A 16427-nucleotide genomic window follows, 5' to 3' on the forward strand; every position below is an offset into this window, starting at 1 on the left:
TGTATGAACATACGGTCTATCTCTCTGCCTCTATTGTATAAGTAAAGCTGTCTGCCCGATAATATCCGACGTTGTATTCAATAGGTACTCCGTTCACATCATAAACAAATCTTCTCCTTATTAATATAGGGTCATTGGATTTTATCTCCAGTTTCTCTGCAATAAATTCCCCTGCAAGTCTGGCTGAAATCTCCTCCTTGCTGGTCTTTACCACTATATTATATTGGGTTTCCAGCATTTCGTATAATGGACGTGTATAATCTTCCTCTCCTGTCAGTGGAATATTGGGGTTGAAATAAGAGATGAAGTAAACAAACGGATATTCTTTTTTTCCTCTGACACGCTCCATCACTACGCAGCGAGTGTCGGGACTGGAACCTAAATCAAAGAACGTACCGATTTCTTCGGTTGCACGCTTTAAACTGATATGTAGCTCGAAATTGCGAATCTCGATACCTAACATCTTCATTTCCTGTGAGAAACTAAGCCAGTTCTTTACTCCGCCTACGATACCTTTCTTTACTACCTTCGTTCCGTAGCCTTTCTTGCGTACCAAAAGCCCCTCAAACACGAGTTTGTTGATAGCTTGTCTCAATGTGTTCCTTGAAATATGTAATTGTTCAGACAATTCGACCTCATTGGGAAATAGCTTTCCGTTTTTGTACTCTTCAGATTCTATGAGTCTTCTTAGTATCTCTTCTGCCTGAATATGAAGCGGTTTATCACTATTATGATCTAATTTCATATCTATTCTGATTGGTTTATTTTCAGCAAATATAAGATTTATCAAAAAATAATCCAAGTTTTGTTTGGAATAAAAATAAAATCTATATATTTGCACAATTGAAAGTATGTATGAACATATAAAATTTAAAAACGCTATAAACATGAGAAAAGCTAATTATGATAAATTTCCTTCTACGAAGCTGACGGGGATGCTTGTTCAGGGTTGGGATAGTATCATTTCTATGTTAAAAAAGAAAATGGATGCAAGAAAAGTGCTGGCTGTGGATTTATATACAGGAGTATATGAAGAAGAAGTGCTGGATGCTTTTTCAAAAGAATTCTCCGGAAGAGTGATGAATGTACGTGATTTGATGAAACCGGAAAAAGAAATTCAAACGTTGACAGAACGCTTCATGACTGAAGATGTGTTATTCGGCTATGTTACCAATTTGAAGCTGGAAGATTATTTGGATGCGGATAAGGTGGCTGCTGCACGGAAGCAAATCAGTGAAGCGAAAGAAACCATTGTAATCATAGGTACGGGAGCTGCTGTTGTTGCTCCGCAGGATGCGATGGTAGTTTATGCGGATATGGCACGTTGGGAAATTCAACAACGTTTCCGTCGGCATGAGGTAAAAGCTTTAGGGATAGACAATCGGAAAGATGCCGTTTCTTTGCAATACAAGAGAGGGTATTTCAATGATTGGAGAGTATGTGATAGGTATAAGGAAAGATTGTTTGACAGGGTAGAATTCTGGATTGACACCCATGTGGCCGGAACACCGAAGATGATTGATAAGGATACTTTCTTTAAAGGGGTAGAGGCAACGGTGAAAACACCGTTCCGGGTAGTTCCTTTCTTCGATCCGGCTCCCTGGGGTGGTCAATGGATGAAAGAAGTTTGCGACTTGGATCGTGAACGCGAAAATTTTGGCTGGTGCTTTGACTGTGTGCCCGAAGAAAACAGCCTCTATTTTGAGGTGAACGGAGTGCGCTTCGAACTTCCTTCGGTCGATTTGGTTTTGCTGAAAAGTAAAGAGTTGCTTGGTGAACCGGTGGAAGCACGCTTTGGAAAAGACTTCCCCATCCGTTTCGACTTTTTGGATACGATAGGTGGAGGTAATTTGAGTTTGCAGGTGCATCCTACCACTCAATTTATCCGTGATAGTTTCGGTATGTACTATACACAGGATGAAAGTTACTACATGGTAGATGCGGAAGAAGATGCCGTAGTTTATCTGGGAGTGAAAACGGGCGTTGATAAAGAAGCGATGATCGACGATTTGCGTAAGGCACAAAAAGGCGAATTGGTGTTCGACGCAGAAAAGTATGTCAACAAGATTCCGACAAAGAAACACGATCACTTCCTGATTCCGGGAGGAACTGTTCATTGTTCCGGTGCCAACAGTATGGTACTTGAAATCAGTTCGACTCCGAACCTCTTTACTTTCAAACTATGGGACTGGCAACGTCTGGGACTGGATGGAAAACCACGCCCAATCAATGTGGAACGTGGTAAATGCGTAATCAACTGGAACCGGGATACGGAATATGTAAATGAACATCTTCGCAACCAGTTTAAAGAAGTGGCTTCCGGAGATGGGTGGATTGAGGAACGTACCGGATTGCATCCGAATGAATTTATCGAAACCCGCCGTCACCGTTTCTCGTCACCGGTGCTGCATCACACAAACGACAGTGTAAATGTGCTGAATCTGCTGGAGGGAGAAGAGGCCGTCGTTGAGAGTCCTACTCACGCCTTTGAACCTTTCGTGGTGCATTATGCGGAAACATTTATCATTCCTGCTTCTGTTGGCGAATATACAATCAAACCTTATGGAAAGTGTCGCGATAAGGAATGTGTCACTATCAAGGCATATGTCAGATTTTAGTACTTGAACTTTTAAACCTAAAATAGTATATGTATGAATATGATAAACGGGTAGTTTTGACTCTGGATGCAGGAGGAACAAATTTTGTATTTTCTGCCATTCAAGGGAATAATGAAATGATAAGTCCAATAGGGCTTCCGGCAGTTTCTGATAACTTAGACGAGTGCCTGGAAGTATTGGTGAAAGGATTTGATAGAGTGATAGCTGCTATACCAGTTCCCCCAGTTGCGATCAGTTTTGCTTTTCCGGGCCCTGCTGATTATGAGAATGGAATCATAGGAGATTTGCCCAATTTTTCTTCATTTAGAGGAGGTGTTGCATTAGGTCCTTTTTTGAAGCATAAATACGGAATTCCGGTTTTTATAGAAAATGATGGAAATCTGTTTGCTTACGGTGAAGCCTTATCGGGTGCATTGCCTATGATAAACAGGGAATTATCTTTAGCTGGTTGCAGCAGGGAATATAAAAATTTGATTGGTATAACATTGGGAACCGGATTCGGTGCAGGAGTTGTTATAAATAAAGTCTTGTTGACCGGAGATAATGGTTGTGGAGGGGACATCTGGCTTATGAGAAATAAGAAATATCCGGATATGCTTGCTGAAGAAAGTGTTAGCATACGCGCTGTGAGAAGAGTATACAGCGATTTGTCCGGACAAAGCTCTGCTTCATTAAGTCCAAAAGATATTTATGACATTGCTGAAGGTATAAAGGAAGGTGACAGTCATGCAGCAATCGCAAGTTTTAATGAACTTGGTATAATGGCAGGTGCTGCTATTGCTTCGGTACTGAATGTTGTGGATGGTCTGGTGGTTATAGGTGGAGGAGTCGCAGGAGCCTCAAAATATATATTACCAGCTCTGATAACAGAACTTAGGGCACAACTGACAACTTTTTCGGGAAATAAGTTTCCATGCGTTTCTATGCAAGTATATAATGGAGAAGATGAATCGGAGAGAGCTCGTTTCTTGAGTTTATCTGATAGTCAGGTTGTCATTCCTGGTACTCATTTGACTACTACCTATCATCAATTAAAACAGACCTTGGTGCTGTGCAGTAAAGAAGGTGCTAGCCGCTCTATTATGCGAGGTGCTTATGCCTATGCGCTACAAAAAATAGATTTAACGTAATATTCGTAAACTAAATATCATATGAAAACACTAAAAAAAATCATTTTCATTTCTATTGTATTAGGAATGATATCATCATTAATTATTTCGTGTAAGAGTGATGATAAGCAACAGACAGGGTTACTGACCTTAAGTATTTTGGAGGGGAAAATTAAGATTGGGGATTATGTTTCTGTAGAACTGTCATTGTCTCATCCTGATTTGATTTCAAAAATTGTGGTTAAGAAAAGTATCGAAGGAAAAGAAGTCAGTTCTTATTTAAAGGAACTGAATGTGAAGGAATTGAGCTTTCCATATACATTCACTGAGGAGATTATCGCCGGTGATGAAAATGGAATATTAGTGTACTCCTTTTATGGAATGGATGAGAATAATAGTGTGGTGGATGCCGCAGATCTGGTTTTAACAGTGGAGCTGGCGCAGATTCCGTTATTGCTAAAATATGACTGGGTATTGGCATCACAAACTATTAAAGGAGAAGATACAGCTACTCCCGATTTGAAAGATGATATACATCGGTTTAATTCAGACCTGACTTGGCAGGTTGATTGGGGATTCATATTCTCAAGTGCTGCTTTGGAAACATTAAACTCCTATTGTGCATGGCAGGTTACCATGGACGGCGCTACTGTCAAGACTCTATCTACCATTCACTATAATGTGTTTTCACCGTCCCAAGCTTTGATGACTCATTATAATGTATTACAGTTGTCGGATCGTAAAATGATATTGGAAAGTTATCAAGACCTTTCAGGGCTGGGGGATGGCTATTCTTCAAATGAAAGAGTGTTGGAAGTTTATACGCCAGTATCCAAAACTGAAGATTTTACTCCTTATCGGGGACAAAATCCGGATAACTATATTGTAGCGTCTTGTAATCCGGGATCTTATTAATAAACAATCTAATCATAAAAACACATGAATAATTTATTTAGGAGCATAACTTTATTGTTGTTGATGTTTATTCTGGGAAGTGTTAGTGCACAGAATCAAAGTTTGAACGTCAAGGGTACAGTTCGTGATGCAATGGGTGACCCCATTATCGGAGCTACTATTTTACAGCAAGGTTCAACTTATGGAACCATTTCTAATAAGGATGGAGAGTTTTCATTATCTGTTCCCGACAAATCAGTACTTGAGATTTCTTTTGTAGGATACCAAACAAAGATCGTTAAAGTTACCGCACAAAAGAGAGAATTTCACATAGTGCTGGAAGATGATATGCAAGTATTGGCTGATGTGGTAGTGGTAGGATATGGTGTGCAAAAGAAAAGTGATCTGACTTCGTCAATTTCTACTATTAAGTCAGAACAATTATCTTCCACTTCGATAACCTCTTTAGATCAGGGTATTCAGGGAAGAGCAGCCGGTGTGGCTGTTTTAAACACTTCGGGTCAGCCAGGTGCCGGAACTTCTATTCGAATCAGAGGTACCAGTTCTATTAATGGAAACAATGAACCTTTGTATGTGATTGATGGTGTTCCTGTGATTAGTGATGCAAATACATTCAGCACCGGGACTTTAAAGAATCCGGCTCTTAATCCTTTGACTAATATCAATCCCAATGATATTGAATCTATTGAAATTTTGAAAGATGCTTCTGCAACTTCCATATACGGTGCCCGTGGGGCGAATGGTGTGGTGCTGGTCACTACCAAACAAGGTAAGAATGGAAAGCCTAAAGTCTCTATCGGAGCTAAATACACATTGCAGCAGGTAACTAAAAAAATGGATATGCTGAATGCGGTCCAATTGGCCGAGTTGGGAAATGAGGCAACGGACAATGCTGGTGAAGAAAGAAATCCCGTTTTTGCTGGGTTGAATAATCTGTCCAAACTAAATACGGACTGGCAAGATGAGATATTCCGTACAGCACCTATGCAGAACTATGATATTTCAGTATCAGGTGGAAATGATAAAACTACTTATTTTGTTTCCGGTAATTTACTGTTGCAAGATGGTATAATTATTGGTTCAGATTTTGGAAAAGGAAGCTTTCGTATTAACCTGGGGCAGCAAATAAATAAATGGCTGAAGACTGGCGTTTCTGTAAATCTGAGTTATAGCCGTTCAAATGGTGTAGTAACGAACTCGGAAGGAGGATTTGCTTCTTCTATCACTTCTTGGGCGTTGGAAATGAATCCGGCTCTTCCCGTGAGAAATGAATCCGGAGATTACATTTATGAAAACAATTTGACTACAACTAATAATGTGGGTAATCCTGTGCAAGATGCCTATGAAGCGAAAAATAGAAATACTTCATTCCGGACATTGGCTAATGCTTATTTAGAATGGGTTCCAATTAAAAATCTAACCTTTAAGACTAGTATCGGTGTTGACTATTTCTATATAAAGGATCAGGCTTTTGCTCCCGGGGAGATTAAACGTGCAGAATCGAATGGTGGCTATGCCAGCATAGGAAATCGTGACGGTTACAACTGGGTATGGGAGAATACCGTCAACTATACAAACACTTTTGAGAAGCATACGATTAGCGCTTTGGCCGGTATGACAGCGCAAGCTTTTGTCTCGGAAAATTCGGCAGTTTCAACAGCTGATTTTACAGACGGATTTTTAGGATTCAACTCAATACAATCAGGAGCGTTGCGTCAAGCTGCAAGTTCGGGTATCTCCGAATGGCAGATGTTATCTTATTTGGCTCGTGTGAATTATAATTACGGTGGTCGTTATTTAATGAGTCTGACCGGTCGTATTGACGGATCTTCAAAATTTGGTAAGGGCAATAAATATGGCTTTTTCCCTTCAATCTCGGGTGCATGGAGAATTTCAGAAGAGAATTTCATGAAGCGGGCGCAAGCCATTTCAAATATGAAGTTGAGAGTAAGTTATGGTATTGTGGGCAATGAAGGAATTCCTCCATATAGTTCGCAAGGGCTGATGTATAACACAGAAGCGTATTTTGGCAATAGTGAAGTGGCAACCGGCGTGGTGCCTTATACATTGAGTAATCAAGACTTGAAGTGGGAAACAACTTCGCAGGTGAATCTTGGTTTTGACTTGGGTTTATTTAATAATCGTCTTACCTTAACTGCGGACTATTACCGAAAAAATACGCGCGACTTGCTGCTTGCTATGCCTGTGTCGTTTAATACCGGTTATGATACAGCCGTAAAGAATGTTGGCAGTCTGCGTAATGAGGGTTTTGAATTTGCTTTGGGTGCAGTACCTTTTGCCGGTAAATTCGGCTGGGATATGAATTTTACTCTCGGTTACAATAAGAATGAAATTACAGATTTAGCTGGAAGCCAGGAAAATCTTTCGGGGGCATCTATTTTGGGAGTAACCTATTGGACTAAAATAAATGAGGGTAAGCCTATCGGTACAATTTATGGATATAAAACTGATGGAATAGCACAATTGAGCGAAGACTTGTCTAAAATTCCATATTTCTCTGGAAAAACCTTGAAACATGGTGATCGTAAATATGTCAATAAGAATGGTGATAATGTGATTAATGAGGACGATTTATATGAGTTGGGAAATGCTAATCCGGATTTTACTTTCGGATTCAATAATACCTTTACTTATAACCTGCGCGATCATTCATCCATTGGGCTGACAGTCTATTTGCAAGGTGCGGTAGGTAATGAGATTGTGAACTTCAATAAGTTTTCATTGGAAAGTTTTGACGGACATAAAAATAATTCTGTGGCAGCATTGGAAAGATGGACTCCTGAGAATCCTACTAATAAATATCCTCGTGCCACGACTAAATCATCTGGTACTATTTTGTCCGATCATTATGTGGAAGACGGTTCATATCTCAGAATAAAAGATATCACGTTAAGTTATACTTTCCCCAAAAGCATCCTTCAGAAATTTTATTGTGAGGGACTTACAATCTTTGCCGGATTAAAGAATATTTATACGTTCACCAATTATTCCGGATATGATCCTGAGGTAAGTCGTTTTTCTAACGACAATCTTTCAATGGGAGCTGATTATGGTTCTTATCCGATGTCTAAATCGTATGAGTTTGGTTTAAGAATGAATTTTTAAAAAAGAATAGATTATGAAAAAATACATATTAAGCATTTTATTGAGTGGAGCATTCATGTTCACTGCTTGTTCGGATTTCCTCGACGAAGTGCCTAAAGGGAATATTACAAGTGAAGGATATTATAAAACAGCTCAGCATGCTATATCCGCCACCAATGCTATTTATGATTATTTGATTATCGGATATGCTCCGAATGGGTTATGGGATAAAAACTATGGTGGTACTTTCTACAATGATTATTGGGTTCTTCAGGATATGTTTGCTGATAATTCGGAAACTAATCAGACCAGCATTGACTACCAATCGGTGGAAAATATGCAAATAGACCAATATAATCAGCCTGTAGAATTGCTGTGGAGAGATTTTTATCAAACGATAAAATGTTGTAATGTCGTGATTGATAAAGTTCCATCTATTGATATGGATGTGACTTTAAGAAATCAGTTGGTGGCCGAAGCAAAATTCTTTAGAGCAATGATGTATTTTGATTTGATCCGGATGTTTGGTGATGTTCCTTTACGCGAACATAATGTTGAAAGTGCAGAGGAAGATGCAACTAGCCGGACCTCCAAAGAGACAATTTATGAATTGATCTTTTCGGATCTTAAGACTGCTGAAACCGATTTGAAGTACACTGAACGCTTTGGCGGAGGAAGACCTTATCCTGCATCTGCATCAGCTTTGTTAGCCAGGGTTTATCTAACTTATGCAGCAGAACATCATAGTCAGGAGCATTACCAGCTTGCTGTAGACAAGGCTAAATCTGTCATCCCGAATTTCCCTATGCTTGAAAACTACGGTGATTTATTTAAAGTGGCCAATCGTTTTAATACGGAAATAATCTGGGGAGTAAACTTTAGCGCAACGTTGAGTGAAGGTTGGAAAGGTGCACAGTTTTTGGTACGTTTATTGCCTGCCCTTGACGGAGTAAGCAATGCCCAAGGATGGGAAAATGCTACCGAAGATTTATGGAATAGCTTTGACCAGCAGAATGACCAGCGCCTGGATGTTACTTTGAAGAGAAGTTTTACTTATAGTGATGGTAGCATTAAGGATTTCGATAAGCCCTATGTTTTTAAGTATTGGGATAGTCAAGCCGAACCTAAAGGGAATAATACAGAGGCTATATTTCCGGCAATTCGTACAGCAGAGATGTATTTGATTATAGCCGAAGCTTTGAATGAAATAAATCAAGGAGCTAATGAGGAGGCGGTAATCGCAATTAATGCTGTAAGGAACCGTGCCGGACTGACCACGGCTGTACCTACTGACTATAAGGGATTTAAGAAGGCCGTATTGAATGAGTATCGTCATGAATTTGTGATGGAAGGACATCGTTGGTTTGATTTGACCAGGATGTGTACACCGCAAGAATTTGTGTCTATCATAAAGGCTGCCAAACCGGAATCTACTCCTAAAGAATACCATGTGAAATTTCCTATTCCTCAAAGAGAAATAGACCTGTCACAAAACATGATTACGCAGAATGAAGGCTATGGACAATAACCAAAAAGATAGAATTATGAATAAGTTTATCTATTTGTTGGCCTGTACATTATTTGTATCTTGCCAAAACAACAATAAGTCATCTGTAACACAGATGGAAGTCGAACTGGATTCAATGTGGTGTACACGGTTGATGCCTGGACTTGGCAGTGGAGTGACAGGAGGTGACGGTGCTATATCAATAGACTTGAAGGATGGACGGAATCTTTTTATGTGGGGTGACTCGTTTTTTGGAGATGTTGTCGATGATAAAAGGAGTAAAGACTCTAAATTTGTGATGGGTAACACTTTTACGATTATCAATGAGAAAGGAGAACTGGAGACCTTGTATAGTGGTGATTTGAAGAATCCTTCTGCATATATACTGGCAGAGCAGGATGGGGATTCACCCCGTTGGTATTGGCCTGGAGATGGATTTGTGAAAGATGGTATTCTTCATTTGTTCATGTCCAAGTTCAGGAAAGTGGGTGAGGGATCTTTTGGTTTTGAATATATGTGTTGTGACTATTTTCGTCTGGATGTGAAAACCATGAAGATCATTGATAAGATGAATATCCCTGCTGCCAATCAGAATGGTGTACACTATGGACATGCAGTGATGCCTTATCAAAATGCAATCTACATTTACGGAACAAAGTCGGACTCGACAGGAGCAAAGGCAGTTGTTCATGTGGCGAAGGCTGAATTGGTTGATAATAAGCTGGCGAACTTTGTGTATTGGGATGGGGCTAGCTGGCAGGCGGATGCTACTAAAACAGCGAAACTTGAAGGACTTCAGAAAAATATCTCTGAGCAATTCAATGTATTTAGTCTAAATGAAAAAATTGTGTTGGTTTCCCAAAATCGTTCGGGAAATGCCAAAGAAATTTATTCCTATATTGCCGACAGCCCTGAAGGTGCATTTAGTCATGAGAAATTGCTCTATACGGTCGATGAACCTAATTTTGAAAAAGACAGTATGATGACTTATAATACAATGGTACATCCTCAATACATGAAAAATGATAAAATATTGATGTGTTATAACGTTAATACCTATGATTTGAAGAAGGTATTTGAGAAGGCATCATTGTACCAGCCTCGTTTCTTCTGGGTACCCGTAGATCATATATTAAAGTGATAGTTATGGTAAAGAATAACTCTTATTTGAAAGCCATTCCCGTGCTTGCCGCTTTTTTTGTTATGGGATTCTGTGATATAGTCGGTATTTCATCCGACTATATGCAGAAGAGCTTTAATTGGTCTCCAACTATGACAGGTTTTGTTCCTTCAATGGTATTTATCTGGTTTCTATTTTTAGGGATTCCTGTTGGTAACAGAATGAGTAAATACGGACGGAAAAATACAGTACTCGCCAGTATGGCGGTAACAGTTGTTGGGATGTTTTTGCCATTGTTGGTCTACAGTAGTGTAACATGTGTTATTGCGTATGTTTTGCTAGGTATAGGGAACGCCATATTACAGATCTCTTTAAATCCGTTATTGAATAATGTTATTTCCAGCCCTCGGCTATTGACTAGCAGTCTGACGGCCGGACAGGTTATCAAGGCTGTCTCTTCGTTGGTAGGTCCTGAAATTGTATTATTTGCTACCCTGCATTTTGGTGATGATAAATGGTATTATTGTTTCCCCATTTTAGGCGCTATTACATTATTCTTTGCTTTATGGTTGACGTTTACTCCCATTCGGAGAGAGCAGGTGGAAGAGAGTAAAGTATCTGTTTCTGATTCTTTCAACCTGCTGAAAAATAGAACCATACTCATTCTTTTTTTGGGAATATTCTTTATTGTAGGTGTGGATGTCGCTACAAATTATGTCAGTTCAAAATTAATGAGCATCCGGTATGATTGGACTGCGGAACAAGTGAAGTTTGCTCCACAAGTATATTTCTTTAGTAGAACGGTTGGTGCTCTTCTCGGTGCTTTCTTGCTGACCCGCATTGCAGGTGCCCGCTATTTCAAAGTCAATATTCTGGCATGTATCATGATGCTTGTATTATTGATTAGTGTTCAGAATCCCGCTGTTAGTCTATTATGTATTGGCGGAATTGGCTTTTTTGCTTCGTCTGTATTTTCTATTATTTACTCGATGGCATTTCAAGAGTGTCCCACAAAAATGAATCAGATTTCCGGGTTAATGCTGACGGCTGTAGCCGGAGGGGGAGTGGTAACTCCTGTTATTGGGTTTGCAATAGATAACGCCGGAATTACGGCTGGAGTTATTGTCATTTTACTTTGTGTGTTGTATCTCACCTATTGTGCTTTTGCGGTAGGAGAACGGAAATGTGGAGAGCAGACATATAATAAATAAAAATATAATGATGAATCAAAACATAATAAAAGGATTGCTAGTAGCTGCTATATGGTGCAGCAATATTCTTGTACTTCAGGCAGCACAAGATAATATAGCCCCACGGGCGCATGTCACGGTATCTAATGTGTTGAATGAGAATTATGCTGCCGACAACCTGGTTGACGGTAAAATAATGTATGATGATAAGGGCGAGTGGGCTTGCAAGGGAAGTGTTACATCGTGGGGAGTCATGTATACCCCGTGGGCACAGTTGGAATGGGATGAAGAAGTGTGTGTGGATCGAGTGGTGCTGTATGACCGGGTATCTCTTGCTGAACACCTTGCCGGTGGAACTCTTCATTTCAGTGATGGATCTCAGCTTAGTGTAACAGCTATTCCCAATGATGGAAGCCCGAAAAGTATCTCTTTCCCTAAGAAAAAGGTGAAATGGATTCGTTTTGAGGCAACAGATGGGAATGGAAAGAATTTGGGGTTGTCTGAAATCGAAGTTTTTGCCGCACATGGTAATCAAACTGACTATGTAGAGTGGGTTGACCCTTATATTGAAACTACCCGGGGACGGTGGTTTTTCTGTACTCCGGGCGGACGTCCCTTTGGTATGGTGGCTGCTCATGCTTTCACCCGCAATAAAAATCAGGGAGGTGGCGGATATAATTATAATTTTCCGGATATCTTAGGATTCTCTCAAATAAATGAATGGATGATTTCCGGTCCGAACATTATGCCGGTTGTAGGGGAAATAAATCCTACTGAAGGTATGGCAGGATGGAAATCACCTTTTAAACATGAAAGTGAAATAATTCAGCCAGGCTATCATCGTCTGTATTTGGACCGGTATAAGACTTGGGTGGAGTATACGGCAACAGAGCGGGCTACATTCTACCGTTTGAATTATACCGAAAATGTAAATGCCAAATTATTGGTGGATGTAGGTAGTGTTTTAGGGAATTGCTCTATGGATAAAGCTACCTTACTGCGTGTCAGCAATACACGTGTTGTAGGAGAATTTTTCACGACAGAACGCTTTTGGGGTGGTCCTGACAGCATAAAAATAAGCTTTGTACTAGATTGTAACCGTCCCATAAAAAGCATTGACGGATGGAATGAGAAAGGTGTCTTGCCCGATGTTGAGGCTATTGCGGGGAATGCTACCGGTATGGTTTTGAACTTTGGACAATTGAATGCTGAAGAGTTGCTTTTTAAAATGGCATTCTCATATACAAGCGTAGACAATGCAATAGCCAATATGGATGCGGAACTGAACCATTGGGATTTTGACAAGGTATGTAAAGAAACCCGTTCTGTCTGGAATGAGGCTTTAGGACGTATAGCTGTTGAAGGTGGTACGGATGCTCAACGCATCAAATTCTACACTGACCTTTGGCATGTATTGCTAGGGCGACATAAAATAAATGATGTGAATGGCTATTATCCGGATTATGCCGGAAATAAATACGTCAATAAACGTACGTCTGAACCTATGAAGGTACGTCGTCTTCCACTTACGGCGGATGGAAAACCTAAGTTTAATATGTATGGCTTTGACGGGCTTTGGTTGACACACTGGAATTTAAACGTATTATGGGGTCTGGCATGGCCCGAAGTCATGGATGATTTATCTGCTTGTTTAGTTCAGTATGCTGATAATGGTAAGCTGTTGCCTCGTGGGGCATGTTCGGGTGGATATTCATTTATTATGAGCGGTTGTCCGGCTACCAGCTTGCTGGTAAGTACATATATGAAAGGAATTATGAAAAAAGCCGATCCTTTGCATACATTTGATGTCATAAAACGTAATCATATGCCTGGCGGAATGATGAGCTATGAGAGTGCTGATGATTTAAAGTTTTATATCAGTCATGGTTATTGTCCGGACAATGCAAGTAAAACTCTGGAATGGGCATTTCAAGATTGGGGAGCAAGCCGGATGGCTGCAAGGTTGGGAAAACACTCGGATGCACGTATGTTTGAAAAACGCTCACGAGCATGGACTCCTTTATTCAATGCGGAACTGGGCTTGGTATTTCCGAAAAAGAGAAATGGTGAATGGCTGCATCAGGATGCATTGAGTGGAAACGGTTGGGTGGAAGCGAATTCCTGGCAGGCCACATGGTCTTTGTCTCATGAACTGCCTAAGCTGGTAAAGATGATGGGAGGAGCAGATAAGTTTTGCGAGAAATTAAATTTCGCATTTGAGCAGGCAAGAGATTTAGATTTTGTTTATGCTTACAGTGGAGGATACGTAAGTTATGCTAATCAGCCCGGATGTTCTAACGCACACATCTTTGCTTATGGTGGAAAACCTTGGTTGACACAATATTGGGTACGTCAGGTAAAAGAACGTGCGTATGGAGGAATTACTCCAGATAAAGGGTACGGTGGTCATGATGAAGATGAAGGTCAAATGGGAGGGGTCAGTGCATTGATGGCACTTGGACTATTTAGTGTAACAGGTACGGAATCTGATACTCCATACTACGATATTACTTCACCTATTTTTGATAAGATCACAATCAAACTGAATGGGGATTATTATGAAGGAAGTACATTTACTATAACTACCCACAATAATTCTGCTGAAAATTGTTATATCCAACGTGCGCAATTGAACGGTATGGAATGGAATTATGCACAATTTAATCATGCAGACTTTACGAAAGGAGGAAAGCTTGAGCTATGGTTAGGCAATGAACCCAATAAATCGTGGGGAAAACTTAAATATTTGGCTCCGGACTCAGATTTATAATTGAAATAAAACAGTTGTTATTTCTCTATTAAGTGATTGGAATAATGCCGAGTAGTGGTTCTGTTATAACTAATCATGTTGACAGAACCACTTCTTTTAGAGGCGTCTATTAAAGAGAAGAAGATGCTATCTTCGCCCGAATCCTACTTAGCGACTGCGGAGTTATCCACAAGTAAGACGCAATATGTTTTAAAGGTACATATTGCAATAATTCAGGAGTCTCTTTGATAAGGTTGAGATAGCGTTCTTTAGCCCGTGGGCTTCCCGAGCTGATAAGCCAGTTCTCCTGTTGAAGAAACTGATGATCCATGAGGCGGAGCCCCAAATTAGCGAGTCCGATGGATGAGGCGAATAGCTGATTCAGAGCTGTTCGGGAAATACAATAGGCCACACTGTCACACATGACCTCAATATTTATTAATGAGTAGGCATTATCTACATAGCCCCAGACGGAGAAAGCAGCTTCTCCGTTTGACGCAAACCAGATGGTAGTATCCACTCCGTCTTTATGATAATAGGCTCGCCATATTCCTGTCTTGATAAAATAAAGATTACAGTTCTTTGTCCCTTCGCGTACTATTAAATCTCTTTTTTTGAAATGTACCTCTTCCATATAGTTCAGTAGAGACTGTACATCGGTTTCAGATACCTTGTATCTATCGCAAAGTTTTTCAATGAATGTTCTCATATTGCAAAGATACTTATCGTCGGCAGACAATGAAACGATCTTTCAAATAAATTCCGAAAATATAGAAAGTGGTTAATAACTCTGCCAATGGTACGGCTAGCCAGATACCCGGTATACCCAATACCGGAGGGAGCGCAAAGAATCCCATCAACATAAATACGACTCCCCGGAGAAGAGTGATAATTGTTGCTCGCTGACCTCTTTCGACACTCTGATAATAACCAATGCCAATCATGTTGACGGCAAAGAAAATGAATCCTACTCCGAAATAAGGAAGCCCGTTTACTGCTATATCAAATGCAGCGTAGCTGCGGTCAATGAATAACGAAACGATGTCTTGGCAGCATAGTACGGTAAGAATGAAAAAGCTGATACCGCAGATTAAAGCGGTCCGAATGGCGAGATGCAGTGTCTTTCGTACACGCTCGGGTTGTCCGGCTCCGAAGTTATAGCTGATAATCGGCTGTGCGGATTGTGCAATGGCATTATAGACCATGAAGATGATAGGGAAGAAGTAACAGGCAATACTGAATGCTGCCACTCCGTCTTCACCGAGATGGCGGATGAAAACGTAGTTCCCCAGAAACATCATACAGGCAATGGAAGCTTCACTGATAAAAGCAGAACTTCCCAGTTTAATCATATAACCGATGTTGCGAAGAGTCAGTAACAGACTTTTGATACTTAACTTTATCCGGCATAGATGGAGGGTACGAGAGAAACGGAGTAAGTAAATCAGTGTCATCAACCCTCCCACGACAGTTCCCAGACTGGTGGCAAAAGCTGCTCCCATTATTCCCCAACCAAGTTCGAAGATGAATATATAATCCAGTATGATATTGAGTATGGCTGCAACCGCATTACACATCATGGCATAGGTGGGTGAACCGTCCAGACGGATGCAGAACATACCTATATTTAAGACTTCGTAGAATACGAGAAAAGGAATGTACCATGCCATATATTCTACAGCTAACGGCAACAATCGGTCCGAACTACCTAATAATCTGGCTAATGGCTCTATAAAATAAAGGCACAGAGCAGACAGGATAAGTATGAGCAATGCGGAAAAAGCAATTGCCTGAGTGATATTAATACTTGCTACTTTGCGTTTTCCCTGAGATAAATGAATGGAAGCCACCACCGAAGCTCCCACTCCGAACATCAGTCCGATACCCGCTGCGATCATAAAAAGCGGTGCAGTGATATTTACTGCCACCAGCGCGTCACTGCCAATTCCTTTTCCTACAAATATCCCGTCCGTAATAACGAACAGAGCCGAGAATACCATCCCAAGTACCGTAGGAATTAGTAATTTACGGAACAACGTGGAGATGTTCATACTGCCGAAATCAATACTATCTTTCATAACTTTCTACCTTTGTCGTTGAAAATGGCGACAAAG

General features: G+C 40.4%; 11 protein-coding genes. 8 read left to right on the forward strand and 3 right to left on the reverse strand.

Features of this window, described 5'->3' with window-relative positions; genetic code table 11:
* Positions 1–16 precede the first annotated feature (16 nt).
* Entirely contained in the window at positions 17–745 is a 729-nt protein-coding gene (locus tag CJF29_RS04575; RefSeq protein WP_032852854.1) for a GntR family transcriptional regulator, read from the reverse strand.
* Between the two features lie 142 nt (positions 746–887).
* Here CJF29_RS04575 and CJF29_RS04580 point away from each other — a divergent pair, with 142 nt between their 5' ends.
* The 8 genes from CJF29_RS04580 to CJF29_RS04615 are packed head-to-tail and all read left to right on the forward strand — an operon-like array spanning position 888 to position 14334.
* Positions 888–2618, forward strand: coding sequence for a class I mannose-6-phosphate isomerase (locus tag CJF29_RS04580; protein WP_099146218.1), 1731 nt, complete (start codon positions 888–890; stop codon positions 2616–2618).
* 29 nt (positions 2619–2647) lie between these two features.
* On the forward strand, positions 2648–3748 hold the full coding sequence (locus CJF29_RS04585; RefSeq protein ID WP_099146189.1) for an ROK family protein: 1101 nt from the start codon (positions 2648–2650) through the stop codon (positions 3746–3748).
* A gap of 21 nt (positions 3749–3769) precedes the next feature.
* Positions 3770–4642 (forward strand): hypothetical protein, encoded by an 873-nt coding sequence (locus CJF29_RS04590; RefSeq protein ID WP_004312378.1) that lies wholly within the window; start codon positions 3770–3772, stop codon positions 4640–4642.
* Positions 4643–4666: 24 nt separating this feature from the next.
* Complete coding sequence (locus CJF29_RS04595) at positions 4667–7768, forward strand: SusC/RagA family TonB-linked outer membrane protein (protein ID WP_004312379.1); 3102 nt, start codon at positions 4667–4669, stop codon at positions 7766–7768.
* A 13-nt stretch (positions 7769–7781) separates the two neighbouring features.
* Entirely contained in the window at positions 7782–9275 is a 1494-nt protein-coding gene (locus tag CJF29_RS04600) for a RagB/SusD family nutrient uptake outer membrane protein (RefSeq protein ID WP_008998877.1), read from the forward strand.
* Positions 9276–9291: 16 nt separating this feature from the next.
* Positions 9292–10395, forward strand: coding sequence for a DUF4185 domain-containing protein (locus CJF29_RS04605; RefSeq protein ID WP_004312381.1), 1104 nt, complete (start codon positions 9292–9294; stop codon positions 10393–10395).
* Between the two features lie 5 nt (positions 10396–10400).
* The gene (locus CJF29_RS04610) at positions 10401–11585 is read left to right on the forward strand and encodes an MFS transporter (RefSeq protein WP_004312382.1); all 1185 of its coding nucleotides are present in this window, start codon (positions 10401–10403) and stop codon (positions 11583–11585) included.
* Between the two features lie 10 nt (positions 11586–11595).
* Entirely contained in the window at positions 11596–14334 is a 2739-nt protein-coding gene (locus CJF29_RS04615; RefSeq protein ID WP_099146219.1) for a GH92 family glycosyl hydrolase, read from the forward strand.
* Between the two features lie 109 nt (positions 14335–14443).
* Here the strand turns inward: CJF29_RS04615 and CJF29_RS04620 are convergent, their stop codons facing one another.
* Together CJF29_RS04620 and CJF29_RS04625 are read right to left on the reverse strand one after the other, a co-directional pair.
* The gene (locus CJF29_RS04620) at positions 14444–15022 is read right to left on the reverse strand and encodes a Crp/Fnr family transcriptional regulator (RefSeq protein ID WP_099146220.1); all 579 of its coding nucleotides are present in this window, start codon (positions 15020–15022) and stop codon (positions 14444–14446) included.
* 13 nt (positions 15023–15035) lie between these two features.
* Complete coding sequence (locus CJF29_RS04625; protein WP_099146190.1) at positions 15036–16391, reverse strand: MATE family efflux transporter; 1356 nt, start codon at positions 16389–16391, stop codon at positions 15036–15038.
* Between the last annotated feature and the right edge of the window lie 36 nt (positions 16392–16427).

Source organism: Bacteroides celer (genome assembly GCF_002632415.2).
Lineage (GTDB): Bacteria > Bacteroidota > Bacteroidia > Bacteroidales > Bacteroidaceae > Bacteroides.

Bases quoted from the DNA above. Each gene is read 5' to 3' on its own strand.
- CJF29_RS04580 (WP_099146218.1), top strand. From the start codon at position 888: ATGAGAAAAGCTAATTATGATAAATTTCCTTCTACGAAGCTGACGGGG.
- CJF29_RS04575 (WP_032852854.1), bottom strand. From the start codon at position 745: ATGAAATTAGATCATAATAGTGATAAACCGCTTCATATTCAGGCAGAA.
- CJF29_RS04620 (WP_099146220.1), bottom strand. From the start codon at position 15,022: ATGAGAACATTCATTGAAAAACTTTGCGATAGATACAAGGTATCTGAA.
- CJF29_RS04625 (WP_099146190.1), bottom strand. From the start codon at position 16,391: ATGAAAGATAGTATTGATTTCGGCAGTATGAACATCTCCACGTTGTTC.
- CJF29_RS04600 (WP_008998877.1), top strand. From the start codon at position 7,782: ATGAAAAAATACATATTAAGCATTTTATTGAGTGGAGCATTCATGTTC.
- CJF29_RS04590 (WP_004312378.1), top strand. From the start codon at position 3,770: ATGAAAACACTAAAAAAAATCATTTTCATTTCTATTGTATTAGGAATG.
- CJF29_RS04605 (WP_004312381.1), top strand. From the start codon at position 9,292: ATGAATAAGTTTATCTATTTGTTGGCCTGTACATTATTTGTATCTTGC.
- CJF29_RS04595 (WP_004312379.1), top strand. From the start codon at position 4,667: ATGAATAATTTATTTAGGAGCATAACTTTATTGTTGTTGATGTTTATT.
- CJF29_RS04615 (WP_099146219.1), top strand. From the start codon at position 11,596: ATGAATCAAAACATAATAAAAGGATTGCTAGTAGCTGCTATATGGTGC.
- CJF29_RS04610 (WP_004312382.1), top strand. From the start codon at position 10,401: ATGGTAAAGAATAACTCTTATTTGAAAGCCATTCCCGTGCTTGCCGCT.
- CJF29_RS04585 (WP_099146189.1), top strand. From the start codon at position 2,648: ATGTATGAATATGATAAACGGGTAGTTTTGACTCTGGATGCAGGAGGA.